The 25,531-nt window shown below is 62.4% G+C and carries 21 protein-coding genes; 2 read left to right on the top strand and 19 right to left on the bottom strand.

Translation table 11 applies throughout. The features are described 5' to 3' along the window. From R4P95_RS23800 to R4P95_RS23725, 16 genes are all read right to left on the bottom strand, one after another. On the bottom strand, nt 1–675 hold the full coding sequence (locus R4P95_RS23800) for a triacylglycerol lipase (protein WP_317744758.1): 675 nt from the start codon (nt 673–675) through the stop codon (nt 1–3). A 1,075-nt stretch (nt 676–1,750) separates the two neighbouring features. Next, nucleotides 1,751–2,824: a 2-oxo acid dehydrogenase subunit E2 gene (locus R4P95_RS23795; RefSeq protein WP_213572209.1), complete on the bottom strand. Its 1,074-nt coding sequence runs from the start codon at nt 2,822–2,824 to the stop codon at nt 1,751–1,753. A gap of 18 nt (nt 2,825–2,842) precedes the next feature. Beyond that, the gene (locus R4P95_RS23790) at nt 2,843–5,179 is read right to left on the bottom strand and encodes a transketolase-like TK C-terminal-containing protein (RefSeq protein ID WP_317756811.1); all 2,337 of its coding nucleotides are present in this window, start codon (nt 5,177–5,179) and stop codon (nt 2,843–2,845) included. Nucleotides 5,180–5,658: 479 nt separating this feature from the next. Next, nucleotides 5,659–7,281 (bottom strand): AMP-binding protein, encoded by a 1,623-nt coding sequence (locus tag R4P95_RS23785; RefSeq protein ID WP_317744761.1) that lies wholly within the window; start codon nt 7,279–7,281, stop codon nt 5,659–5,661. A gap of 159 nt (nt 7,282–7,440) precedes the next feature. Further along, nucleotides 7,441–8,544 carry a 3,4-dihydroxy-2-butanone-4-phosphate synthase gene (locus tag R4P95_RS23780; protein ID WP_213572206.1) on the bottom strand — a complete coding sequence of 368 codons (1,104 nt, stop codon included), beginning with the start codon at nt 8,542–8,544 and terminating at the stop codon, nt 7,441–7,443. Further along, nucleotides 8,544–9,065, bottom strand: coding sequence for a flavin reductase family protein (locus R4P95_RS23775; protein WP_317744762.1), 522 nt, complete (start codon nt 9,063–9,065; stop codon nt 8,544–8,546). Before R4P95_RS23775 ends, R4P95_RS23780 begins: the two co-directional genes overlap by 1 nt. A gap of 81 nt (nt 9,066–9,146) precedes the next feature. After that, nucleotides 9,147–9,902 (bottom strand): creatininase family protein, encoded by a 756-nt coding sequence (locus R4P95_RS23770; RefSeq protein ID WP_317744763.1) that lies wholly within the window; start codon nt 9,900–9,902, stop codon nt 9,147–9,149. 8 nt (nt 9,903–9,910) lie between these two features. After that, nucleotides 9,911–11,794: an AMP-dependent synthetase/ligase gene (locus tag R4P95_RS23765; RefSeq protein WP_317744764.1), complete on the bottom strand. Its 1,884-nt coding sequence runs from the start codon at nt 11,792–11,794 to the stop codon at nt 9,911–9,913. A 26-nt stretch (nt 11,795–11,820) separates the two neighbouring features. Next, a complete protein-coding gene (locus tag R4P95_RS23760) occupies nt 11,821–13,092 on the bottom strand; it encodes an ABC transporter substrate-binding protein (RefSeq protein ID WP_317744766.1) in 1,272 nt (423 codons plus the stop codon). A gap of 111 nt (nt 13,093–13,203) precedes the next feature. Beyond that, nucleotides 13,204–13,923, bottom strand: a complete 720-nt coding sequence (locus R4P95_RS23755) for an ABC transporter ATP-binding protein (protein ID WP_317744767.1) — start codon at nt 13,921–13,923, stop codon at nt 13,204–13,206. Then, nucleotides 13,910–14,695, bottom strand: a complete 786-nt coding sequence (locus tag R4P95_RS23750; RefSeq protein ID WP_213578033.1) for an ABC transporter ATP-binding protein — start codon at nt 14,693–14,695, stop codon at nt 13,910–13,912. Before R4P95_RS23750 ends, R4P95_RS23755 begins: the two co-directional genes overlap by 14 nt. After that, complete coding sequence (locus R4P95_RS23745) at nt 14,695–15,684, bottom strand: branched-chain amino acid ABC transporter permease (protein ID WP_213572202.1); 990 nt, start codon at nt 15,682–15,684, stop codon at nt 14,695–14,697. Before R4P95_RS23745 ends, R4P95_RS23750 begins: the two co-directional genes overlap by 1 nt. Next, entirely contained in the window at nt 15,681–16,547 is an 867-nt protein-coding gene (locus R4P95_RS23740; protein ID WP_213572201.1) for a branched-chain amino acid ABC transporter permease, read from the bottom strand. The genes R4P95_RS23745 and R4P95_RS23740 overlap by 4 nt, the downstream gene beginning before the upstream one ends. 10 nt (nt 16,548–16,557) lie before the next feature. Continuing rightward, on the bottom strand, nt 16,558–17,352 hold the full coding sequence (locus tag R4P95_RS23735; RefSeq protein ID WP_317744771.1) for an enoyl-CoA hydratase/isomerase family protein: 795 nt from the start codon (nt 17,350–17,352) through the stop codon (nt 16,558–16,560). A 3-nt stretch (nt 17,353–17,355) separates the two neighbouring features. After that, the gene (locus tag R4P95_RS23730; protein ID WP_213572199.1) at nt 17,356–18,222 is read right to left on the bottom strand and encodes an enoyl-CoA hydratase/isomerase family protein; all 867 of its coding nucleotides are present in this window, start codon (nt 18,220–18,222) and stop codon (nt 17,356–17,358) included. Further along, nucleotides 18,219–19,412, bottom strand: coding sequence for an LLM class flavin-dependent oxidoreductase (locus tag R4P95_RS23725; RefSeq protein WP_317744772.1), 1,194 nt, complete (start codon nt 19,410–19,412; stop codon nt 18,219–18,221). The genes R4P95_RS23730 and R4P95_RS23725 overlap by 4 nt, the downstream gene beginning before the upstream one ends. Nucleotides 19,413–19,765: 353 nt before the next feature. Between R4P95_RS23725 and R4P95_RS23720 the strand changes: the two genes are divergently transcribed. Both R4P95_RS23720 and R4P95_RS23715 read left to right on the top strand, forming a co-directional pair. Next, a complete protein-coding gene (locus R4P95_RS23720; RefSeq protein WP_317744773.1) occupies nt 19,766–20,353 on the top strand; it encodes a TetR/AcrR family transcriptional regulator in 588 nt (195 codons plus the stop codon). Between the two features lie 279 nt (nt 20,354–20,632). Then, nucleotides 20,633–20,986, top strand: coding sequence for a VOC family protein (locus tag R4P95_RS23715; RefSeq protein ID WP_317744774.1), 354 nt, complete (start codon nt 20,633–20,635; stop codon nt 20,984–20,986). A 154-nt stretch (nt 20,987–21,140) separates the two neighbouring features. Here R4P95_RS23715 and fdhD read toward each other — a convergent pair whose 3' ends face one another. The 3 genes from fdhD to R4P95_RS23700 all read right to left on the bottom strand — a co-directional run bounded on the left by fdhD (nt 21,141) and on the right by R4P95_RS23700 (nt 25,267). Then, nucleotides 21,141–21,968: a formate dehydrogenase accessory sulfurtransferase FdhD gene (fdhD, locus tag R4P95_RS23710; protein ID WP_317744775.1), complete on the bottom strand. Its 828-nt coding sequence runs from the start codon at nt 21,966–21,968 to the stop codon at nt 21,141–21,143. Beyond that, on the bottom strand, nt 21,968–24,271 hold the full coding sequence (locus R4P95_RS23705) for an FdhF/YdeP family oxidoreductase (protein ID WP_317744777.1): 2,304 nt from the start codon (nt 24,269–24,271) through the stop codon (nt 21,968–21,970). Before R4P95_RS23705 ends, fdhD begins: the two co-directional genes overlap by 1 nt. An 81-nt stretch (nt 24,272–24,352) precedes the next feature. Next, the gene (locus tag R4P95_RS23700) at nt 24,353–25,267 is read right to left on the bottom strand and encodes a LysR family transcriptional regulator (protein ID WP_213572193.1); all 915 of its coding nucleotides are present in this window, start codon (nt 25,265–25,267) and stop codon (nt 24,353–24,355) included. Between the last annotated feature and the right edge of the window lie 264 nt (nt 25,268–25,531).

Raw genomic sequence — 25,531 nt, 5'->3', positions numbered from 1 at the left:
CTACCGGACGAAGTCGCGGACCTGACCGTAGATCGTGGAGTTCTCGAGTATCCCGTTGTGGGTGAGGCATCCTGTCTGCGTGTTGGTCGCACCGGCAAGGGAAACGCTGGAGTCGGGGTTGATCACCGTGTCGCAGGGCGACCACCACGTTCCGTAGGCGGGCGCACCGGGCGTCTCGTCTCCGGAATTGAGACTCGTCAGATACGCCGAGCCGATCCGCATTTCGGTGCAGGAAGCGGTGAAGCAGCCGTTGGAGGTGTCGGTGCCGTGGTTGGGGCCCGCGAGGGAGATCCAATCGTCGATTTTCGTGGCGCCGCTGAGGTTCTTGGCGTAATACCGGGTGGATAATCCGCCCATCGAGTGTGTGACGACATCCACCTTGGCGGCGCCGGTGGTGCGGAGAATGTCGTCGACCTTCGCCTCCACCTGTGCGGCGGTCGTGACATTGGATTGATTGGAGTTGTACGACCAGTTGAAGAGCTCGGCGTCGGTCCATCCGTCTGCCTTGAATGCCGCGATCATGGTGTTCCACTGCGAAGAGCTGCCCTGCCATCCATGCACGAAGAGGATGGGATCGTGCCCGGTCGCGTGAGCGGGCGCCAAGGGTGCGATCAGCAACGACACCGCGGCCAGGCCGACGGCGGCGAACAGACGCGAGAGTAGAAGACGAGGCATGTAGGGCTCCACTTGTAGGAATTGATAAGGACTGGTGATGTTAATCACCGGTAACTTAGCCGCTGGCTGAGGAGCGGGGAGCGTTTTGGCCACACTCGTTCATGGGGACCTCGCGGGGTGAATGTAACCATGCGACAACAGATAACACCTTCCACGCCATGGTCTCGCCCACGCGGTTCTCGCCCCGGGCCACTCCCTCGACTCGGAGGCAGCGCACTCCGCGATCGCCGAACCAAGGACGACTTCCTCCCTCGACGCACGAACATCTTGGCGGCGGCGGGTTCCATCACACATTGAGCGGTCGAGACATCGCGGGTCTGCGACCAGTCCGGCCATCAGCTCAGCTAGCTAGGCGTCGCTTGGTCCCATCAGACCGTGATGTGCGATGTGGGAAGTAAGTGGATCGGAGCGTGGTGGCGATCTGGGGGTCGCAGTCCGGCTTTGAGAGGGCATCGGCAAGAACCTCGAGGTATCGCGCCACTGTCATGCCGTATCGGGCGAAAATCTCTTCCGTGGGCACCTTTCCGTAGGGCGCCCATGCCTGTGCGAAACGTATGAGATCAACGCTTTCGTCTGGTAACTGGCGGTGTCGCGCTCGACGCAGTTTCTCGGACATTCGAGCGCGGCGCCGGCGGCGGTAGGCGCTCAGCTGGTCGGTGAGGGAATCTGAGGACATGGACGTGTGGTTTCCGGTGGTAGTGCTGCGTTCGGGATACTCCGAACGGCTATTCGATTTCGTTTGTTCGGACATGATCGCTTCGAGAACTCGGTGCTCGCTCCGCTCAACTGCAGATTGTCGGTCGTGAGGCGTCCAACTTGTGCTGGCAGAGTGCGATGATGTGTTGCCGGTCCGATGGATCCAGGCGCGGGCACGGGGGCGTCAGAAGGAGTGTGAGGAGTCTCCGGTAGTACATCGTTGGCTGCAGTCCGAACTCCGGCAAGATGTACTCGTCGAAGTCGGGGAAATCGTCGTTGAGGGCAACTATCGGTGTCCACCGTAGGGCGAATTCGACGAGTCGGTGATCGTCACTGGTGCGGTGTCCGGGCATAGAACCTGGGACGTGTGCTTGCGCATTCACTGCAGGTCCGAGGGGAGAAATCCGCCTTCGAGGATGCGACGGACGGCGGCGAGGTAGCCGGCAGCGTCGGCGCCGTCGACGATGCGGTGGTCGTATGACAGTGAGAGGTACGCCATCGACCGGACGCTGATCTGGAGTGCGCCGCCCTCGCCGCGCGTGGGGACGACGCGTTCGACGACGGTTCCGATGCCGAGGATGGCCGATTGCGGCTGGTTGATGATCGGGGTGTCGAACAGGGCTCCGCGGCTGCCGGTGTTGGTGATGGTGAACGTGCCGCCGGAGAGGTCGTCGGGCCGGATCGTCCCGTCCCGCACGCTGTCCGCGACGACGGCGATTGCATTCGCGAGCTCAGGAATTCGCAATGCTCCTGCGTCGCGGATGACGGGAACCATCAGTCCCTTGTCGCTGTCGACGGCCATGCCTAGGTGCACCGCCCCGTGGTACGTCACCTCGGTGCAGTCGGCGTTCAGGGACGAATTGATCACGGGATGCTCGGCGAGCGCTTCGACGGCGGCGGTGACGAAGAACGGCAGAAAAGACAGCTTCACCCCGGTGCGGCGCAGGAACGCATCTTTCTCCCGGAGACGCAGACGTGCGATGCCGGTGACGTCGACTTCGACGATCGTGGTCAATTGCGCTGATGTCTGCAGGGATTCGAGCATGCGCTTTGCGATGGTTCGCCGAATGCGGGGCAGCTTCTCCACCCGGTCACCTGCGGAAGGCGGTGAAGCTGGAGGGGGAGCCGGGTTCGATAGGGATGTGGGTGCAGGCCCCGCGGGAGCGGCAGCGGGCGCCGGCGTGTCCTGGGGATCGCTGCACTGTGGGCCGAGGATGGCCATTGCCGCCCCGACCTCGACGACAGTGTCTTCCGGGGCGACAATTTCGAGGAGGGTGCCGGCGGCAGGGGAGGGGACCTCGGTGTCGACTTTGTCGGTGGCCACCTCGAGCAGCGGCTCTCCGGCCTCGACTCGGTCCCCTCGGGTCTTGAGCCAGCGGGTGATCGTGGCTTCGGTGACGTTCTCACCGAGCGACGGCAACACCACGGTGGTGCCTGTCTGTGTCGTGGTCATTCGTGATGTCTCTCTGGGTCAGTCGGTGAGGTCGAGGGCGGCGCGGACGATGTTGTCGGTGTCGATGCCGTGGTAGCGGTAGACGTCGTCGAGGGAGCCGACCTGCCCGAACTTGCTGACGCCGAGCGCCGCGCCGGGGACGTTGTTGATCCCGGTCAGGAATGCGAGGGTGTGCGGGTGGCCGTCGAGGACGGTTACCATCGGTGCCGCCCGGTCGGCGGGGAACACTTGGTCGAGGATCCACGACGGGCCGTCGGCGAGTCCGTGGCGGGCCTGCACCGCCTCGAACAACAGTCCCGGGCTGGTGACGCACACGACGTCGGCGGCAATGCCCTGATCGGCCAACCGGTCGGCGGCGGTGAGGGTTTCGGTGATTACGGCGCCCATCCCGACCAGGGTGACGGCCGGATTGCCGGTGTGGCGGAGGGTGTAGGCGCCGGCGACGACCTGACGGCGGCGACGTTCCCGCGCAGCGGGATCGGTGGGGACGGCGGCGAGGGTCTGATCGACGGGGCGGGTCGACAGGCGCAGGTACGACGAGGAACCGTCCGGGCGGCCGAGGCGGGAGATGCTGTCGAGCAGAGTCCACTCGGTGTCGATCGCGAAGGCGGGCTCGTAGCTGACGCAGCCGGGTTGTTCGAGGCCGATCGACGGGGTCTTGATCGACTGATGCGCCCCACCCTCCGCGGCCAGGGTCACCCCAGAAGGGGTGCCGACCAGGATCGACTGCCCGCCCGCGTAGATCCCGTACGACCACGGCTCCAGGGCCCGTTCGACGAACGGGTCGTACATCACCCCGATCGGGAACAGCGGCTGCCCCCACCGACTCCACGTCGCGCCGAGTTCGCCCATCAGCCCGACCAGGTTCGTCTCGGCGATGCCGAGTTCCATGTGCTGCCCGGTGGGCTTTTCCCGCCAGTGCATGATCGTCTCGGCGTCGTCGTCGAACCAGTTGCGCCGCTCGTTCGGCGACCACACCCCCACCTTGTTCAGCCAGCCGGCCAGGTTGGTGGTGGAGCTGACATCGGGGCTGACGGTGACGACCCGCTTCGCGGCGTCCGGGGCTTGGCGGCTCAGGTCGAGCAACGCCCGGCCGAGTGCGGCCTGCGTCGTCGATGTGCCGGACGGCGTGCGGCCGATGTCGGCCGGCACCGCGGGCGGGGTTGCCAGTTCGACGGGATCGCGGGTGAGCCATTCGGCGGAGGCGGCGCAGACGCGGCCTGCGGTGCTGTCGGTGTCGAACCGGGCCCATGGGTTCTTCGAGTCCATGCCCAGTTCGGTGGCGAGTTGTTCGTACTGTTCGACGGTCAGCAGCGAGGAGTGGTTCTGCGGGTGCCCCTGCGTGGGCAGGCCGCGGCCCTTGATGGTGTAGGCGATGATCACCGTCGGGCGGGTGTCGTCGATCTGCGCGTACGCCGCGCGCAGGGCGTCCAGGTCGTGACCACCGAGATTGCGAATGGCGCGCAGGACGGTGTCGTCGTCAAGACCGGCGATCAGGGCGGCGATCTCCCTCGCAGCTGGATCGCGGCCGGGCAGCCGGTCCCGCACCTGCTCGGCCGTGCAGCGCAGCAGCCTCTGGTACTCGGGATTGGGCATGTCCAGGATTCGGGTGCGCAGCGCCGACCCGCCGGGTCGGCTGAACAGCGATTCGAGCAGGGTCCCGAATTTCACGGTGAGTACCTGCCAGCCGGCGGCAGCGAACATCGCCTCGAGCCGGCCGGCGGCGATGTTGGGCACCACCCGGTCCAGGGACTGCCGGTTCAGGTCGACGATCCACACGATCTCCCCGAGTTCGGCGACGGAGTGATCGAGGATCGCCTCCCACACTGCGCCCTCATCCAACTCCGCGTCCCCGACTAGCGAATACTGCCGGCCCGTCCCGGCGCCGCCGAGATGGGTGTCGACGAAGCGGCGGGCGATGGCACCCCAAATCGGCGCCGTCGCCCCGATCCCGACCGACCCGGTCGAGTAGTCCACCGGATCAGGATCTTTCGACCTGCTCGGGTACGACTGCAACCCACCGAACTCCCGCAACGTCGTCAGATACTTCTCGTCCAGCTCGCCTAGCAGGTAGTTGATGCCGTGTAGCACCGGAGAGGCATGCGGCTTGACCGACACCCGGTCACCGGGACGGAGCTGCTCGAACCAGAGCGAGGTCATAATGGTCACGATCGACGCACACGACGCCTGGTGGCCACCGACCTTCAGCCCCGTGGGATTGGGGCGAACCCGGTTCGCGTGGTGGATCATCGCGGTCGACAGCCACAACACGCGTCGCTCGATCTCCACGAGCGCCTCGGGGGTCGGGGAGGGAGTGGTGTTGATGCCGGTGTCGACTGTGTTCGTGCCCTGCATAAGATTGCGTCCTTGCCTATGAATTCGTGGGACCGACTGAACACGGCCAGACTCAGGTCGTGAGCGTCGGTCGGTGATGTCAGCCGGCGGCTCTGGTGAGAGCCCGAAGCCGCCGGTGGCGGTCGGTGAATCCGCTTGCTAATAGAAAGTTCCGTGTGCAGAACTCGCCTAAAGTTCAGCATCGGCAGGTACTTTGTGCAACACCCATCGCAAGACTTCAGCATTCTGCGCACCAGTGCGCCTGCAACCTCGATGGGGGCGAGCACAATGCCCAAGCACGATCACCATTTTCGGCGATCTCCGCGGCGCGGCGACGTGATCACTGTGCTCTCCGATAGACGCCGGAAGTGTTCTGGTGCAGGCATTCTGCGAACGAGTCAGGGTGCAAACGCGGGTCGGCCCGAGGAATAGCCGCCCGGCGCCGGACATGCCCCGGTGCGGTGGCGGGCGCCGCCGCCAGTGCAACAGCTCGACAGTTCTCAGCCGTTGATCATGGTTGGCCGTGAACTCCACTCCGCGTCACGCAGTTCGTTCTTGCGGATCTTTCCGGTTGACGTTCTGGGAAGGTCGTCGACGAACTCGACCGATCTGGGTGCCTTGTATGACGCGATTCGCGACTTCACGTGTGCGATGACCTCGGCCTCGTCGATGTGCGCTCCATTGGCAGTCATCACGAACGCTTTTGGCCGTTCGCCCCACCTGTCATCAGGTACCCCCACGACGGCGGCTTCGAGTATCGCCGGATGCGACAGAATTGCTTGCTCTACCTCGATCGTCGAAATATTCTCTCCCCCGGAGATCACCACGTCCTTCGCACGGTCGAGAAGTTGCACGTATCCGTCGGGATGCATGACGCCCAGATCACCTGAGTGGAACCAGCCACCCTCGGTTGCCTTCCGCGTCCCGTCCTCGTCGTCGTAATAACCTTTCATCACGGTATTGCCGCGCATGACGATCTCGCCCATCTCGGTGCCGTCTGCGGCCACGTCGGTCAACTCGCCCGCCGGTGAAAGCCCGGGACGCACAACCCGCAGCCGCTCGGCAGTGATCATGCCGACACCCTGGCGCGCCATGAGTTTCGCGTGGTCCTCGACATCCAGCTCGTCCCACTCGGGCTTGGGTTCACAGACCGAGTAGGGTCCGTAGGTTTCAGTGAGGCCATAGATGTGCACTATCGATGCGCCGAGAGCGCGGATCCCGGCGATGATGGTGGGGCTGGGCGGTGCACCTCCACTGCTGATGGTTAACGGTGTCGTGAGGGGATGGGCCTGCTCAGCGTTGGCCAGGAGGGTCAGAACTGTCGGTGCTCCGTTGAGGTGGGTAATCTGGTGCTCGTCGATCAGCGACCACATGCTGTCGGCGCGCACCGCCCGGTAGCAGACGTGTGTACCGAGCGCGGCAGTGACCGCCCAGGTCGTGCACCATCCGTTGCAATGGAACATCGGCAGAGTCCACAGATACTTGGTGGTCTTATCAAAGCCTGCATGTAAAATTTCGCCGAGCGAATTGAGGTAGGCGCCGCGATGGGAGTACATGACTCCTTTAGGGCGGCCCGTGGTGCCGGATGTGTAGTTTATTGCCAGCGTACGGTTTTCGTCGTCAATCTCCCAGCGTAGATCCTCACCCTGGCCGCGTGTCAGCAGCGAGTCATAGCTGTGAAGTTCGTTAGATCCGGTGAAAAGACCTCCCACCGACGGTAGTTCGATCCACTCGTCGACGGTGGAGAAATCGAGTCCGGCGTCGAGCAGCGGCTTCAGTAGCTCGATCTCACCGAAGAGCAGGTGCACACCAGAATGCCCGCAGATGTATTCGATCTCGGCCGCTGACAAGCGTGTGTTGATCGCAACGAGTACACCGCGCGCGAGCGGGACGGCGTAATGGGCGATGAGCAGCTCGGCGGAGTTGGTGGCCAGATATGCGACGCGTTCGCCATCCGAGACACCGGAAGCTCGGAGCGCTTTCGCGAGGGCCTGTACTGAGGCACCGAATTCACGGTAGGTCCATCGACGCTCGCCGTCGATGATAGCGATTTTGTCGGGCATGACCTCGACTGCACGTTCGAGGAAGCGAATGGGTGTCAAAGGAACGTCGAGACCGGTCACGGATCCTCCAGTTGAGGCAGCGCTTCATCCGAAGCGCTGGGCGGGTCGGGTTGCGAGTTGGCGGCACCGACTACGTCGGTACCCGAGGGGGGAAGTGGGGTTTCAGCGGCGTCAGGTTGGCCCCCACGGTTTCGGTCCCCCTGCCCCAGTTGGAGGCAGTCAGAGCGAGGCGGCGGTCTTGTAGGCCGGATTGCGGACAGTCGGCGTCAGGTCGAGCGCGCGGGCCGATGTCGGGTGCTGATCACCCGGCCATCCGGACACGATGACCGTGGTGAATCCAAGGTGGGTGAGGATGGAACTGATGGATCCCTGTGCGAGTTCGTGTCCCTGAACCGTGTACTGGTTGGCGGGCCGCGGGTTCGACCGCAAGTAGACGATGATCCCGCCTTCTGCGGCGATTCGGGTACGACGGGTTTCGAACTCCTGTCGGCACCCGCAGTCGGGTGCGAGTGGATCGCGGTGCGAACATTCGAAGACGATGTACACCGTCGGAGCTGCCGCAGGCGTTGTCGAACCCAGGAAAGCCGTGTGGTGTGCGCCGGTCAGTTCGTCGTCGAAGTCGACTACACGCATGCACCTGTCAGGAACGTCCACAATTCGTGTGGCCGTCTGGCGAACCCGCCCAACGTTGCCGTCGCCGTGGTGTAGGCGGTAGTGCACCACATCCTGGACCCGCACCGCTGGAACGCCGTGAACCTGGGCGAAGGCCGCGAGTTCCTTGCCCTGCAGCAGGGTTCCATCGTCACCCAGCAACGTGGCCGTCAGCGCTACCGGCGAAAGTCCGGCGATTTCGCACAGGTCGACCGCCGCTTCCGCACTGTTTCGGCGCTCGAGCACTCCACGTGAAGCCGTTCTCAACGGCAGGACGTGTCCCGGCCGCGTCAGATCCACTGGGCGGGTCTGCGGGCTGGCGAGCACCCGAGCGGTCCGCGACCGGTCTGTCGCACTGATACCGGTTCCGACGCCGGCAACGGCGTCGACCCCTACACCGAAGGCCGGAGTTGTCGTGCTGGAGCCGTTGCCCCTCACCATTGCGGGCAGTTCCAGCTCGTCTGCCCGGGTCGAACGCATCGCCGCACACAACAGCCCGGAGGTGTATCGAACTGCCCAGGCGGTCCACCGTGGGCTGGCTAGGGCGGCAGGAATCAGCACATCGGCGACCTCCTGATCGTCAGCTCCGCTGACGATCAGTGCCGGCCTTCCGGTGGTCAACGCGTTTGTAGCGGATTCGATTTTCTTTTTCACGTCACAGACGTCGGTCATCACGATCCCTCACCGATCACCAGGGTGCGGAAACGGCTGTCATGAAAGACAAGGGGTTGTGCTGTCTCATTTACCGCGGTGCTGTTGACCTCCAGAAGTACGACATCGTGGTCCCCTGCGGGGATCGACGTCGAGATCTTGCAATCGAGCCATGCTGCTGCGTCGGCTAGGAATACTGCAGTGGATTCGCCTGCAAACCAGGAGATCCCGGCGAACCGGTCGACGTTCTTGGCCGCGATCTGGCGACTCGCCGCTTCGTGCGTCGATGCCAGGACCGAAATACCTAGATGGCCGTCCTTCGACAGAATCGGCCACGTCGTCGAAGTGTGCTGCACGCAGATCGATACCAACGCCGGGTCCATGGACACTGGTGTGAACGAGGTGGCTACGATTCCCACCGGTCGTCCCTCTTGGAGCGCGCATACTGCCGCGACGCCAGTCGGATACTGCCCATACAGTCGGCGGAGCCTGGTGGTATCCCGTTGCGAGTCACCTGTCTTTACTGGATCGAAAGTCATCATGGCGTACCGCCCTGGCTGAGAAGTGAATTGGATGTATCGGCGTCGGATGGCCGCGTAGGGGTTGCTCGCATCTCGTGCATGTCACGCACCCCTGGCGCGCGCATGCTGGACAATGAGGGAGGTGACGGCGTCGAGGCATACCGTCCCGATGGATGGCGACGCGCCTGCAGGGTCTCCCAGGATTCCGTTGGGGGATATCGAATGAATGCCCTCCCGGAAGGCACGATCGAGGAGTCCCTTGTCAACCATGCCCGAGTATCCACGGGCAAAGCGCTCGACGCGAACCTTGTCGGGATGAAGTGCGAGCATTACGGAGGTTTCTGCGACGTCAGCATGCCCACCGACGTTTCCGCCCAGGGAGGCCACGTCCTCGGCGGCACAGCGCCAGGCGTCCAGAATCGCTTCACTGTCGGTGAAGACGATGACCGACAGTGGTGCCAATTTGTCCGCCAGGCGCAACTCGAAGTCGCGCATGACCGGGTAGTTGCCGATGTGGCCCGAGAACACGACAATCCGCTCGAAACCGGACGCAGCCAGGTGCGCGCTGTAATCTTCGCAGATCGCCTCGAGAGTCGATGCGCGGAGGGACAGTGTGCCGGGGAATCCGAGGTGATGCGGCGAGTACCCGACACGAACGGTCGGCAGGACGAGCGCACCTCCGAGGTCGTGCGCGACCCGCACTGCAAGCGCGTCGGCGTGGTCAGCATCCATTGACAGCGGTAGATGCCGGCCGTGCTGTTCGACTGCACCGAGGGGCAGGATCGCGGTGCGCGCCCCACCTGCGATTGCGTCACCGATCTCGGCACTCGTCATGTATTCGATCCGAAGTTCGTTCATTGTGGCACCTACTTGCGATCCGGCCTGGCAAATCGGGCCTGACGGGCAATCTCGTCCTGCTCGCCTACGTCGTACATTTCGTCGACGAGATCGGTGAAGGAGGCGAGGATGTTAGAGCGTCGGATAGTGGCTTTGGCCGTCAGCTCTCCCGCTGCCGCTGACAGCGCCCGCGGCAGAACCCGGAACTTCTTCAATTGCAACGGTCGGGCGAGTTCGGAGTTGACCTCGTCGATCCATCGGGTCAGAGCAGCATCGCGGTCATCCCGAGTCATTGCCTGCGCCTCGTCGCTGACGCTGAGCAGTACGGTGAGGTACTTGCGGCCTTCGCCCACAACGATCGCCTCGTCGATAAGCGGACTCGCTTTGAGCCGTACCTCTATCGGCTGCGGGCTGACGCTCTTGCCGCCACTGGTCTTGAGGACATCCTTCATTCGCCCGATGATCTTCACCTCGCCATCGGAGCTCTGCTCGACAAGATCGCCTGTGCGGTACCACCCCTCTTCCAGCGCCGAGGCCGTCGCCTCCGGATTGTTCCAGTAGCCGTCGAAGAGACATGGGCTGCGCACCTGCAACTCGCCTTCGGGGGATACACGGACAACCCACCGGGGATCGGGCATGGCCTTTCCAATGGTTCCTGGCGCTGGAAAGGCGCGATCCCACTGGGCGATCACGGAGCCACACGTTTCCGTTGTACCGAAAAGCTCGCGAAGATCGAGACCCCACATATGCCAGAGCGCGGTCACGTCTGGGGCCATGCTCCCGGAGGCTGTCCAGCTCACCTCGATGCGATCCATGCCGACTTTCGCCCGCAGCGGCAGGAACACGTATTTCAGGCACACGCCGTAGAGGACTTCGAGGTACCTCGGCACCTGTTGCCCACGCCAGCGTAAACCGCTGACCCTGCGCGCGACCTTCATTGCAATCGCGTATCCGAAGCGGAAAGCTCTGCCGGACTCGGCAAGCGCCTGCAGTATTTCGCTGGCGAGCTTCTCGTGCATCCTCGGCGGCCACAGGACAGCAGTTGGCCGCACCCCGCAGAGCGCTTCGACCCGTTGATCCATGGTGCAGTAGGTGACGACGAGCCTGGTCATTATCGGCGCGAAGACTCCGATCAGAGCCGGCGCAACGTGTGAAAGTCCGAGGAATCCCACGAGGTCGTGCCGGGCCCTGCCGATCTCGGGGTAGGACATTGCGAAACCAAGTACCGAGTACTGGAGTGTGCGGTGCGTGTGTCTCACGCCCTTCGGCGCTCCAGTGGATCCTGAGGTGTAAAACAGGGCCGCCAGCTGGTCGATGTCGCCCGATTCGACAAGAAGCGAGAACAGTTCCGGCTCAGCCATAGCCCGAGCGCTCCCGACGGCGCGTAAGGACTCCCAATGTACTGCTTTGACGGTTTCCGGCAGGTCTGCCGGTTCGGCATCGAAACCGACAGTTGCCCGTAAGTGCGGCAACTTGGGAGCGACCGCAGCAACTTTCGCGATATCGGACCTGCCCTCGGCGAAGATCGCGGTCGCGCCGCTGCTCTCGAGCGCGTGCTCTACCTCAGGGGTCGAGCTTGTGGGGTATACCCCCACGGGAACGCCACCCACACTCAGGATCCCGAGTGCCGCCACAACCCACTCTCGGCGGGTAGAAGACATGATGGCCACCCGGTCGCCCGGCGCCACCCCGAGATCATGGAGGCCCAGTGCGGTCGCCCGCACGTCCTCTAGATACTCGCTCCAGCTGGTCGGGCGTGCAGCGCCGTCAACCCAGCTGCAGAATGCGACCGTGTCCGGTTCGCGCTCGGCGCGGTCGCACAACATCTGCGCGAAGGTGCGATCCACGGCCTCGAATCCCGAGACGCTGCGCAGTACCGGTATTCCATCCCTGCCGCCCTCACGCGAACTCATTGAAACAGTGTTCTCCATCTCCATGGTCACTGCAATTCCTCAGCTAAGTCGTTGATCTCGGTGCCCGTGTAACGCTTGACTACCTCCCACTTCCCGTCGACTACCTGATAAATCCCGTAGTCGGGCACCGCAGTGTTCGTCGAGTTGAAATTGACGGGACCGCTGGCACCGTGATAGTCGATCGTTTCATCTCTCGCCAGGAGATCCAGGCCTTCATCCAGGGAGAACACCGGCGTTCCGCCGGAATCAGTCACGTTGTGGAGGTTCTCGGCAATCGCCGTGCCCGTCGCCTCGCCGCCGGCCGCCATCGCCAACAGTCCCGAAACGATCGCATCGTATGCCATGGCAGCCGTGGGCTGCTGAGCGATGACCGCACCTTGCTCGACGCCATACTCCTCGACCAGCACATCGCGCATCCCCGCGACGGACGGCGAGTCTGCCGCGACCGCGGACTGACCGTACGCGCCTTCGAGGTATTGGGCCCCGACCTCGTCGAGCAGCACGGGGAAGGTCAACTCTGCGATAAATGCCCATTTGCCAGGTAACCCCGACCGCGCCCACTCGCGCACGATCGGTACAGCGGGCTCCACGGAGCCGGCGAGGAACACCATATCGGGTTGAGGCTCAAAGGCGCTGCGCACCTCCGGCAGATAGGAACTCTGTCCGCCGTTGAAAGCGACCTTCGCCACCACCTTGCCACCGAGCTTCGTGTAATAATCCTCCAACCAGCTCGACGTGCTTCGCGCTGAGTCGGAGTTTTCGTAGAGTATGGACAGGGTCTTGATGCCGTTGTCCCAGAGGTTTTTAGCGACCGCCAGGCCATCGAACGTGTCCGGACCAACAGTGCGGAAGGTGTAGGGATTGGCCTGGTCGTCGTACTCGACGATGCCGGAGTACGGAGACGCGATCGCAACCTCGCTGCGTTCTGCCTGGCTGAGTGTCGCCATGAACGTCGATGACGTCGGACCCACGATGAATTGCGCGTCGTCTTTATTGATGAGCTTGGTGACGGCGCGGACTCCATCCTCGGCGTTGAACTTCTCGTCCTCGCTCACAACCTCGAGGGTCGTCCCATTGATGCCGCCACGCTTGTTGACATGGTTCACTACTGCTCGGGTGATCGAATCGACAGGCCCGCCGAAGACCGCCGCTTCGCCTGATAGCGGCGCGGCCACACCGATCACCGTGGTTCCGCTCGACGCCCCTCCACCGTCGCCGCAACCTGTGAGCACTGCCCCCGTCGCCATGACGACGCATGCGACCGATACCTTGCCTGCTGTTGTTCTGAGTACTTTCATCGCTCAAAATCTCCTGTGAAGTGCTGCTTTGGGGGTCGAACTTTCTCTGGTAGAAGCGAGGAGAGTGAAGCCTGCTTCTCTTTTCGCGATTGCGGTAGGCATGCGTGCTGCTCAGGCCTGTGGGATTCGAGCGCCCAGGAACATCTCGGCGAAGCCCGGATCCGCTAGCAGTTGCGGCCCGTTTGCCTCGTGATGAATTTGGCCCGATTCCATGAGAAATACGCGTTCGCACAGTGGCAGGATCTGGTTGGGATGCTCCTCGATAATCCATAAGACGCCGGTCCCGCTGCGCTCGATGACGCAGATCTGCTCGATGAGCGAATCGACAATCTGGGGCGCTAGACCGGTGGTGGGTTCGTCGAGGATCAACAGCCGTGGTCGCATGAGCAGCGAGGAAGCGATTGCGAGCTGCTGGCGTTGTCCGCCGGACAGCGTTCCGGATCGCTGCTTTCGGCGCTCTGCGAGGATCGGAAACAGTTCGAAAACCTCGTCCACGCGCTCATGAGGCAATCGCATCGCGCGGGTGACAACTTCCAGATTGTCCTCGACGGATAGTGCACCGAAAACGTTGCGCAGCTGAGGTGTATATCCGAGGCCACGGCGTGCGCGCTCGCGGGCGGACATCCCATCGAGGGGCTCGCCACCAAGTCTGACGCTCCCGCCGCGTGCATCGACTACCCCGGCGATGGTCTGCACGAGGGTTGTCTTGCCGGCTCCGTTAGGGCCAATGATGGCTGTAATCGATCCTTCTTCTGCGGCAAGAGAAATGCCCCGGATGATGTTGTTTCGACCGTAGCCGCTGGTGAGGTTTTCGACATTAAGCAGTGGCACGGCGTACTCCCAGATAGGTTTCGATAACTAGGGGGTCGCGGATTACGTCCGCCGGCGGGCCGCTTGCAATGACGTGGCCGTCGTGCATGACGTACAGCGCATCGGAGATTGCGTTCATGAAGGACATGTTGTGCTCGATGACGAGCACCGTGACACCCTCGACATCGCGCAGCTGACGCACTGTCGCAGATAAGCGGTCTTGATCGTCGGGGTTGAGGCCCGAGGACGGCTCGTCGAGCATCAACAGCGACGGCGGTTCCATGAGCAGCCGGGCGATCTGCAGTAGGCGGCCTTGGCCGATCGACAGATCTCCCGCCCGGACGTTCGCCAATTCGACCAAACCCAGGCGATCGAGCAGAATCCATGCACGGTCGACCAAGCTGCGCTCACTCGCCGAGATCTCGCGCGGAGACGTGAAGAGGCGTGAGAGGCGCTCGCCTGGCACAGTGCGCACAGAGGTGAGCAAATTCTGCACGACCGACATGTCGGTGAAGTCAGCAGTGTTCTGGAACGTGCGCTTCAGACCCATCCGCGCAAGTTGATGCGTCGGAGCCCCTGTCACGACACGCCCGTCGAACACGACCGTCCCTGCATCAGGCTTCAGGAAACCGGAGACTGCATTGAACAGGGTGGTTTTGCCGGAGCCGTTTGGCCCAATGAGTCCTGTAACCTTGCCCCGGCTAACGGTCATATCGACACCGTCGAGCGCCCGGAGCTGACCGAAGCTCTTCACAACGCCCTTCACTTCGAGCAAGGGATTCGGTGCAGTCATCAGCGACCACCTGCCACAGAAGTCGCCAACACGGCAGGTGTCACGGAGGGGGAGCGTGGTGGCGGGTAGACGGACAGTCGCGGCCGGAAGAGGCCGCCCGGCCAGAAAAGGAGTATCACAATGAGGACCAAACCTTGCAGTGCGTCCTGAAGGCTCGCCAGCAGCTCCGGTGTAATAAATTCCACTTGAATGTATGTGAGGCCCTCACGCAGGCCCAACAGAACAACCGCACCAAGAATCGCGCCGACATTGCTGCCTGTCCCGCCGATAATCAGAGCAATGAAGACCGTGAAGGTGATATTCACGTTGAAGAAAGTCGGAGTAAGGATCGACAGATACCACACATACATCACCCCGGCCAGACCCATGAAGAACGCCGCAAAGACGAACGCTTTGAGCTTTACCGCGTAGACGTTCACACCGAGCGAGCGGGCCACTGCTTCGTTCTGGTTGATCGCGAGCAGACTTCGGCCGAACGCCGACCGAGTCACCCGCCGGAAGAGCAAGAAGCTGATTCCTAGAACAACCACAACGATCGCAGCGACGAACAACACCTGCGCTCGACCCGGGACGATATCGAGGCTGGGCACCGGCGCGTTCAGCAGCCCGCGCGCCCCATTGGCGATCGCCGGCTGGTTGATGAACAACTGGCGGATCACCTCGGCAAGCGCAAGCGAGACAACGGCGAGGTACTCCCCACCGACCTTCAGCAGGCCGCTTCCGACAACGAACGCGAGCAGAGCTGATACAAGACCACCAATGATTGCGCCCGCCCACCACGGCAAACCGAGCCCGAGAAGGTATGTGTACGATCCGGACGGTGCCGGCAGGACGGTGAGTGCGTAGGCATAGGCGCCGACACCGAAGAATGCCGCCACACCGAAATTCACCATCCCGCCGACGCCGAACTGAAGGTTCAGCGCCAAGGCTGCGACGGCGTAGATCCCCATTAGAGTGATCAGTCCGCCAAGAATCAGCAGAGTGCTCATGCGACACGCTCCTTCGGCCCGCTGAAAAGGCCCTCAGGCCGGATGAACACGACCAAGGCGATCACCGCGAACACAACCATCTGGGTGTATTCGGACGGAATGACAAGGGTCGCGAGACTTGACGTCAGACCGACGAGGACTGCCGCGAGCATCACGCCATAGATACTGCCGAGCCCGCCGATGATTGCGGCGGCGGAGATGATCAACACCTGATCCCAGCCAAGCTCAGGGTAAATGCGTGCGGTCAGGGCGATGAGCGTTCCCGCCAGCGCAGTCAGCGCACTCGCTACCGCCCAGGTGATGTATTGCAGATAAGTGGTGTTGACACCGCGAATCTGAGCCAGTGCCTGATTGTTGGCCATCGCGCGCAACGCCCGTCCGCTGTAGGACTTCGACAGCCAAAAGTGCAGTGCCATAACCACCAGAGCGGCAATGACGATGACAGCGACCTGATCGATGCCGGCCACGGCAATCCCACCGATACGGAAGGTCTCTTGAAGAGGGACGTCGAGGGTCTTCACGCCGTACCCCGTGAAGACCTCGATCATTGCGTGAATGAAGAACGCGAGACCGACAGATGCGATCATGGGGATATAGTGCGGACGTCCGCGCATCGGCCAGAAGATCAGCCGAGCTGATACGACGCCCGCCACCGTTGTGACCGCGATCGCCGCGAGACATGAGACTGTCCAGTGCAACCCGAGCAGCACATTGAACCCGTACGCGCTGAACCCACTGAGCACGATCAGCTGGGGCAGCGCGATATTCAGGAAGCCCTCCACCCGGCGCACCAATTCGAAGCCCACGGTCGCGAGCAGCAGAACCGCACCGCTGACCAGGCCCGCAACAAGGACGGCTAACATGACTCCACCCTCATCCCTGACCTCCTCGAGTGCGACTGCCGTTCCAGCTATCTCGTAGTCCACGGGCGACGGGGTCATCGAAGTACTCGGCGGCAGACCCGAGTGTGCGATGCAGGGAGACCTCGTCGCGGGAGTCGTCGGAATCGTTGATACTGCGTTTCAATGCGCCGTAGAGCACCGGTGCCTTGGCCCCGGCCTCACGCGCCGACGCGACAGCCGCAGCGACGAGCTCTGCGGGGTCCGCGAGGACATCGACGAGACCGATCTCCAGCGCGGTTTCAGCGTCGAATAGTTCCCCCGACAACAGCAGTCGCCTCGCGGTACGTGCTCCGAGTAGTCGGGCGGCACGCTGAATACCCTTATCGGCCGGTAGGAGGCCGTGATTGATCTCTGGGAATCCAAAACGCGCACCGTGGACGGCCAGCACGGTATCGGCGAACAGAGCAATTTCCATGCCACCGCCCACACAGTGACCGTTAATCGCGCCGATCACCGGTCGCGGGTATCTGTCCATTGCTACAAGTAGCGAGTGAAACTCCCGCATCCGGGCGTCCAACTCTTGTTGGGGTGCTTGTTCGAGTTCTGTTATATCGCCTCCGGCGCAGAAGAATCGTTCTCCCTCGCCTGTGAGGACGACCGGGGGTGCTTCACGCATCTCGGTGAGGTCGGCAAACAGCGCCGCGAGATTGCGAATGGCTGATCGGTTCAGCGCGTTTGCCGGCGGCCGGTCCAAGGTGACGACAAGGACACCCGTATAGTCCGCGGCGGTGAACCCGGCGGTCTGTGTGGTCTCAGGCCCTCTCATGCTTCACCTGGCAACTTCTTGCGTCGCCGGGGAACCAACGACGAGGTGGTCATCGCGGCGGGCGGAGGGAAATTGGGCCGGTCGCCCTTCGCGGAAGGCTTGTCGGGCTTCGGCGTAGTCTGCGCCGGCGAAATTGAGGGTTTCCAATGCCGCCGACAATTCCTGCTGCGGAAGGGCATTGGTCAGCCAACCCGAGTTCAGTGAACGCTTCGTCCAGCGGATTGCCTGCTGCGAGCCCTGGGCAAGGTCATCCGCGATCGCCAAGGCGCGTTCGAGCACGGCGCCTTTCGGTTCAGTGAGGCTCACCAAGCCGATCCGCTCGGCCTCCGCGCCGGTCAGGCTTGCTGACGTCAGCTGGTAGTACTTAGTTTTGGCCATGCCGACCAGCAGCGGCCAGATCAGGGAAGAATGGTCGCCGGCGACCACCCCGATGCGGGTATGGCCGTCCAGAAGCAAGGCGTCTTCAGCAGCTACGCTGATATCCGCGAGCAGTGCCATCGACAAACCCCAGCCCACCGCTGGTCCGTTGATCGCGGAGATGAGAGGCTTGTCCATGTTCAGGAGGGTCGTAATTCGCCGCCGCTCATCCTCCATGAGTTCGATCGCGTCATCCAGAGTGGGGTCTGGTTCGCGTACGTCCATGCCCGTGCAGAAACCGCGACCGGAGCCGGTGATGACAGCCACACGCGTTTGGGGGTCTCGGTCGACGTCCACCCAGATTTCGGACAGATGCTTGAACATCGGCAGCGTCAGGGAGTTGAGTCGCTCGGGACGATTGATGGTGATGAGGAGTACCCCGTTCGGCTTGCGCTCGATCAAGATCTCCTTCGGGTATCGGCTGAAGATGTCATCCGTGGCCAATGTACTCATCGTGCTTCTCCTACCTCGACACTGTTTCCGGTTGTTTCTTTCTGTGCACTTTCGAACGCTTCGACCTCGGCGTAGTGGGCCGGCCGGGCGGCGCGAATATCGTCCAGAACCGCGGCAGGGGTGCGCACCACAGCGCGGGGGTTCTTGAACTTGGGGATTACGTACTTGCCGAAAAGTTCGATCGACTTCATCAATTCCCTGTGGGGGAGCCCGTCGATGCGCATAACGAGCGAGTCGGCGCCCAAGTCGGCGAACCGCTGTACCTGGGCGACACAGTCGTCGGGATCGCCCACGATGAAGCCGGAGGAGTCCTCGAACATGTAGCGCTCATCGTTGAAGTCGAGATGCTTGACGGCTCCCATGTACTGGTAGTCATCGGAGAGTTTCGAGAGGCGTTGGTACGCGTCGGTCGATAGCGCGACCGATTCAGTGAGGCTCCTCGCCCATTTGACGGCTTCGTCGCGTGTTTCTGCGCAATGCATACCGCCGCCGACTGCAACGAGCTTTTGTGCCTGAACTGGGTAGGTGTGCGTCGCGCCGTCGAGAGCGTCATCGTAGATCCGCAGCATATTCTCGAGGAATTCGAAGCCCAGGTAGAAGCCTCCGACGATCGCGCCGACGCCGAGCTCCGCCGCAGTTCGAACAGACTCGGGACTCCCGGTCGCCATGTGGATCGGAGGATAGGGAGTCTGAATTCCTCTGGGTACCAGACTTCGTGGTGGGATCTTGTAGTGCTCGCCCACAAAGGAGAAGACGTCGTTGTGCAGCGCGCGGCGAATGACTTCGAGCCCCTCGATCTGCTGGGCCTTGTTTTCCGTCGGTGAAACCTCAAAGGCCCGCAGTGCAAGGGTGGTGTTGCCTCGGCCGACACCGAGTTCCACGCGGCCGTCGGACAGGATGTCTTCGGTGGCCAGCCTCTCGGCGACCCGAAGCGCGTGGTTGATGCGTGTGGGCAACAGGGTCACCAGGTGCACGAACCGAATGCGTGAGGTCAGCGCCATCAGGTACGGATAGAGGACCTCCGGCGCGGACGTCGTCGCCGTGCCAATCGCCACGTGCTGCTCAGAGGTGCCGAACGCATCAAAACCCACCTCTTCGGCGAGGAGGACCTCGTCGACGAGCTCCCGGTAACGGTGCTCATGGGTATGCCCTGGGGGCGTTTCGCCCTCGCTCATGAAGATGAATCGCATGGCCACAACCTTTCGTGTGTGAATGCGCATTAACGTGAATGAGCATTAACGTAGAGCGAGAGTGTGAGCTTGTCAACACTCGGCGGGTATTTGGGCGCTTTCACTCGCCAGGGCTCGCAACATGCCTGGCCAGGCGCAAAAGTGTGCGGTCGCGCGGGGAGTGTGGGCCCGCACCTAACACCGAAAGGTGTCCGATTGCTGTCCGATTGTGTTAATGCGTGTTACTATTGGTCGCATGGAGCTGATCAAGGTAGATGCGAGCGACGCTTGCAGGCGGTGTGCAACTCGGCATGTGCTGATTTCAGATTTCTCGGGCTGCCCCGTTGCTGTTGTGAACCATGAAGGCTGACCAGATGCCGTCGGCCGCGCCTACGGTTCGCCGGTCACGCCGGGAGCTGCTGCTGGAAGTCGCCGCCGATCTGTTCCTGCACAAACCTTACGACTCGGTTACGGTCGAGATGATCTGCGCAAAGGCAGGAATCTCCGCTCCCGGGCTCTATCGTCACTTCCAGAACAAGCAGGCCCTCCTCATCGCAGTGGTGGAGAATCCGTTGGAGTTTCTCCATCAGTCCGCCCGGGCGACGGTGGAGTCGGAGCCCGATCCGCGTGCTGCGCTGGACGCCATGGTCGAATTCCACATCAGGTCGGTCCTGTCTGCCGCTCCGACAACGCTGATTTTCCTCAAGAACGAGCACGCGTTTCCCGAAACGGATCGCCGGCGCATTCGACGAGCGATGAATCTGTACGCCGAGGAGTGGATTTCGACAGTGTCGCTGCTGCGGCCAGAGCTGTCGGATCCGGAGGTACGCCTGCTTACGCAGGCGGTGTTCTCGATGTTGAATACCGTACCCACCCTCAACAAAGGTCTTGACCAGGAGTCGATTGTCAAGACAATGTCAACTGCGGCGGTCCAGGCATTGACCTCTCCTCGGGCCGAGTGAGGTCGGACCTGCCGGATTGATCAGGCGCCTACGGAACGTTGCGATAGCAGCCGGCACTGGCCTGTAAGTAGACCCCGTTTCAATTGGATATCCTGATTGAACGGGGTTTGGCGTTCGATCGTCGACGATCGAGCGAAGGCGACTTCCGCCTGTGTCGGTCGCACCAGTCTCGACCTCGAATCTTCAAATACACTGTTACACAGCCGAATACTGCGGACTACGCGATCGTCGATGCGGCACGTGGAACGGAACAGTGACGCCATTACAGGGAGACTCAAATTGAGCGAGCATGATGTGCGAATGATCGTCCTGTCGACCGACAACTTGGACGAATCGGTCCGGTTTTACTGCGAGACCCTGGGAATGCCGTTGAAGTTCCGCGACGGGGACCACTTCGCGGCCCTAGATGGAGGGACTATCACCGTCGCGTTGGCGACTGCGGTCGACCACCCCATGCCGGGGCAAGTTGTCGTCGGCATAAGGACCGCCGACGTCGACAGTGCGGCGAAGACCGTGGAAGCCAACGGCGGTGGCATTGTGGGAGGCCCGTATGACCACGGACACGAACGCCGTGCAGTGGTCTACGACAATAACGGCAACGGCTTGGTCTTCTACAGCCCGCTTACCCGATAGCACAGGGCTGTCGGTGCTCGAAGAGCTGGCAGGACGAGTGGACGGGTTCAGCGTCGCCGAAGTCGTCGAGTGTGACGGGAAGGCCCCTGGGTCGAGTACACCTATGACCGGTTCGATTCTTGGGGCCTACCGCGGGCTCGCGCATTTCACGTGGTCAGCCCCGCATTACCCGATGGGTGTGGGTGTAGAGGTTCATGTTCTGGCCACGAAGAAACCCCACGAGTGTTAGTCCTGTTTCGTCTGCGAGGTCGACAGCGAGTGAGGACGGCGCGGAGACTGCGGCAAGTATGGGTATGCCTGCCATTGCGGCTTTTTGGGCGAGTTCGAACGAGGCGCGACCGCTGACCATGAGGATGCTGCCCCGGCAGGGGATGCGGTGTTGAGCGATTGCCCAGCCGACGACCTTGTCTACGGCATTGTGTCGGCCGATGTCTTCGCGGAGGGCGAGTAGCTGCCCGTCCTGATCGAAAAGTGCGGCTGCATGTAAGCCACCGGTGCTGTCGAATACTTTCTGCGACTGGCGTAGTCGGTCGGGCAGTGTCGCCAGAACATCGACATGCACCGTGGTGGTGTCCTCGGCCGGGGAATGGACCGTCGTGAGGCGAACGGCGTCGAGTGACGCTTTCCCGCATACTCCACATGAGGAGGTTGTGTAGAAGTTGCGTTCGACACCGGGTTGCGGTGGGGGGATGCCCACGGTGAGGGTGATGTCGAGGACGTTGTAGGTGTTGAGGCCGTTGTCGTCCACTCCGTCGCAGTAGCGGGCCGAAGCGACGTCGTCAACGCTGCTGATGACTCCTTCGGTGAGGAGAAAGCCGTGCGCGAGTTCGACATCGTGGCCGGGGGTGCGCATGGTGACCGCGAGCGGGGCGCCTCCGACACGGATTTCGAGTGGTTCCTCGACGACGAGTGTGTCGGGCCGAGTTGTGGAGTTCGGTCCACGCACGCGCACGATGGGGCGTCGGGTAGTGATGCGTCCCATCAGGGTCGGTGCTCGAGCCGGATCAGGATGGCTTTGCTGACGGGGGTGTTCGATTTGTCTGCGACGTGGTCGAGGGGAATGAGGGGATTGGTTTCGGGGTAGTAGGCGGCGGCGTTGCCGACAGGCGTGGGGTAGGCGACGAGTCGGAAGTTGTCGGCTCGTCGTTCTTCGATGTTCCCGCTCCGGTTCTTCCATTCGGAAATCAAGTCGACGTGGTCGCCGTCTCGGTATCCGAGTTTTTCGATGTCGCGGGCGTTGACGAACAGAACTCGCCGGCCGCCTTTGACGCCGCGGTAGCGGTCATCGAGACCGTAGATGGTGGTGTTGTACTGGTCGTGACTTCGCATGGTCTGCAACATGAGTCGGCCAGGCGGGACAGGTAGCCACACGAGGTCGTTGACGGCAAAGTTCGCTTTACCGGTCTCCGTCTGGAACGTGCGTGAGTCTCGCGGCGGGTGGGGGAGTCCGAACCCCTCTTTCTGTCGGACCTTGGTATTGAAGCCGTCGAAGCCGGGCACGACGCGCGAGATCACATCCCGGATGAGATCGTAGTCGGCGGTGAACGATGTCCACGGCACGGGATGGCCGGGGCCGAACAGCGTCTCGGCGATGCCGCAGACGATGGCGACTTCGGAGCGCATGTGGATGCTCGACGGGGTAAGACTTCCGCGGGAACGGTGGACCATCGACATCGAATCCTCGACGGTCACGAACTGCTTGCCAGTCGCCTGGACGTCCTTGTCGGTGCGGCCGAGCGACGGCAGAATCAGTGCGGTGCGGCCGTGAACGAGATGGCTGCGGTTGAGTTTCGTGGACACCTGGACGGTCAGCGAACAGTTCCGGAGGGCGGCCTCTGTGACGTCGGTGTCGGGCGTGGCGGACACGAAGTTGCCGCCCATTGCCATGAACACCGAGGCTCGCCGTTCGCGCATCGCGCGGATGGAGTCGACGGCGTCGAGCCCGTGTTCTCGTGGTGAGGTGATGCCGAATTCGGTGTCGAGGGCGGCGAGGAACGAATCTGGCATCTTCTCCCAGATGCCCATGGTGCGGTCGCCTTGGACGTTGGAGTGCCCGCGGACGGGGCATACCCCAGCTCCGGGTTTACCGATCATGCCGCGCATCAGCAGCAGGTTCACGGCTTCTTCGATCGTGGCAACACCGTGTGTTTGCTGGGTCAGTCCCATCGCCCAGCAGATGATGGTGGCGTTCGACTCGATCAGGGCCTGCGCTGTGTCGTGGAGTTGTTCGATTGTCAGGCCGGTGGCGTCGACGACCGTGCCGAGATCGACTCTGCGGATGTGATCGAGCCAAGCGTCGAACCCCGCGGTGTGGCGGTCGATGAAGCGTCGGTCGAGGACGGTGCCTGGTGCGGCGTCCTCGGCGGTGACGAGCAGTTTGGCCAGCCCCTGGAAGAGGGCCATGTCGCCGCCGATGCGGATCTGCAGGAAGTCGTCGGAGATCGCGGCTCCGTCGCCGATGACACCATGAACCTTCTGTGGGTCTTTGAACCGCAGCAGTCCGGCTTCGGGAAGCGGGTTGATGGCGATAACCCGGGCGCCGTTGGATCTGGCCTTTTCGAGTGTGGACAGCATGCGTGGATGGTTGGTGCCCGGGTTCTGGCCGGCGATGAGGATGAGGTCGGCGTTCTCGATATCCGGAACGGATACCGATCCTTTGCCGATGCCGATCGAGGCGGTCAGTGCGCTGCCGGACGATTCGTGGCACATGTTCGAACAGTCGGGCATGTTGTTGGTGCCGAAGGAGCGAATCAGTAACTGGTAGAGGAACGCTGCTTCATTGGACGTTCGGCCAGAGGTGTAGAAGATCGCCTCATGTGGGCTACCCAGCGCGTTCAGTTCGTCTGCGATGATGCGGTTCGCGTCATCCCATTCGATTGGTTCGTAGTGTGAGGCGCCTGGGCGTAGCACCATGGGGTGGGTGAGGCGTCCCTGCTGTCCGAGCCAGTATTCGGTGCGGCCGAGGAGATCGTCAATGGAGTGTGCGGCGAAGAAGGCTGGGCCGACGGTCCGTTTGGTGGCTTCTTCGGCGACGGCCTTGGCGCCGTTCTCGCAGAATTCGGCGTGCTTGCGGTGGCCGGGTGTTTCCGGCCAGGCGCAGCCGGGGCAGTCGAAGCCTTTGCGCTGATTGAGTTTGGCGAGAGTGGCAGCGGTGCGCGTAGCACCCATCTGTGACATGCCGCGTTGAAGTGATACGAGCACCGCCGGTACGCCTGCGGCGTACTGCTTGTTCTTCGTCACGACGATGCTGTGCTCGTCGTATTCGTAGTCGTCTCGACGAGCCATCAGCAGTGCAGCCTTCCCCAGGTTTACAGACAGTCGGTCGAGGATGCACCACGGATATGGGTGGTGTCCAAGATGCCCGTCCTACTGGTCGATAGGCGTTGCCGATGATGTCTGGTCGAGGACCGAAGCCGTCGCTTCGAGAGCCTGAACGAGGAGGGACGACGGGCCTTCTGCGCGGGTGATCAACCCGACCACTGGAGCTGTGCGACCTTCGATGAGTGGAGTGGACCGGAGGCCAGGTGGTTCACCGAATACTTTGAACCACACCTGAGGCACCACTGCAGCCCACTGCCCGGTCTTGACGTGGGCATAGAGGGAAGCGATGGAATCGGTTTCGACTTGTGCGGTGTGGACTGCTCCGTCGTCGGCGAAATAGTCGTCGAGGATGCGCCTGCCGCGCATGATCGACGGCAAAGTGCACATCGGCAACGTCGACGCTTCGCTCCAGGAGATGTCGGCGCGGCGCGGGTGGGCCGGGTCGTCGGCGGTCAAGAGTGCGTATCGCTCGCGATAGAGCGGGAAAGTGTGATAGCGCAGGGCGATGTCGTCGTCGAGGTAAGTGATGCCGCCATCGAGCTCGAAGCGATCGAGCCGAGCTGTGATTTCGCTCGAGGACAGGTCTTCGGCGAGACGCACCGTGATGAGGGGATGCCGCAGACACAATGGGCTCGACAGGTCGGCGACTGTCGCGGATGCGGTGGGAATGACCCCGATTCGGAGGGTGCCGGTGACGCCCGACCGTAGGCTGGCGGCCTCGTGTAGGAGTGATTCCTGGTTGGCAAGAATTCTCTGAGCCCAACGTACGATCTGCTCGCCCTCCACCGTGAGGCCTTCGAACTTGCGGCCTCGAACGATCAGCGGCAGATCGAGTTCGATCTCCAGTTTGCGGATCGCCTCCGACAAAGCCGGTTGAGAGACAGCACATGCATCCGCTGCGCGAGTGAAGTGCTTCTCACGCGAGAGAACGACGAGGTACTCGAGCTGCCGGAACTGCACAGCATAATCTTCTCATTCCCGTCTCGCTCCCCGGAGAAGGCGGCGAAGTTCTGCGGCCCGACAGCCGAGTATCGGATGCGTCGCTTGGTGCCCAGGTCACCTCTCTCACATCGCTGGCCAGGGTCTACGCCCTGCCGTTCTGGCCGTTTCGTCGATCGTGGGTGAGGACTCCCCAGGCGACTGCAACGGGACCAGACGGTCGGTATCGACGATTCGATCAACCCAATTGCCCCGACTCGGTGGCAGGTGGCGTTACCCTGAATT

The sequence above is a fragment of the Rhodococcus sp. IEGM 27 genome (assembly GCF_033142305.1).
Classification (GTDB): Bacteria; Actinomycetota; Actinomycetes; order Mycobacteriales; family Mycobacteriaceae; genus Rhodococcus_F; species Rhodococcus_F oxybenzonivorans.
Note: the sequence above shows the minus strand (reverse complement) of the source record. Positions and strands in the feature narration are given on the sequence as shown.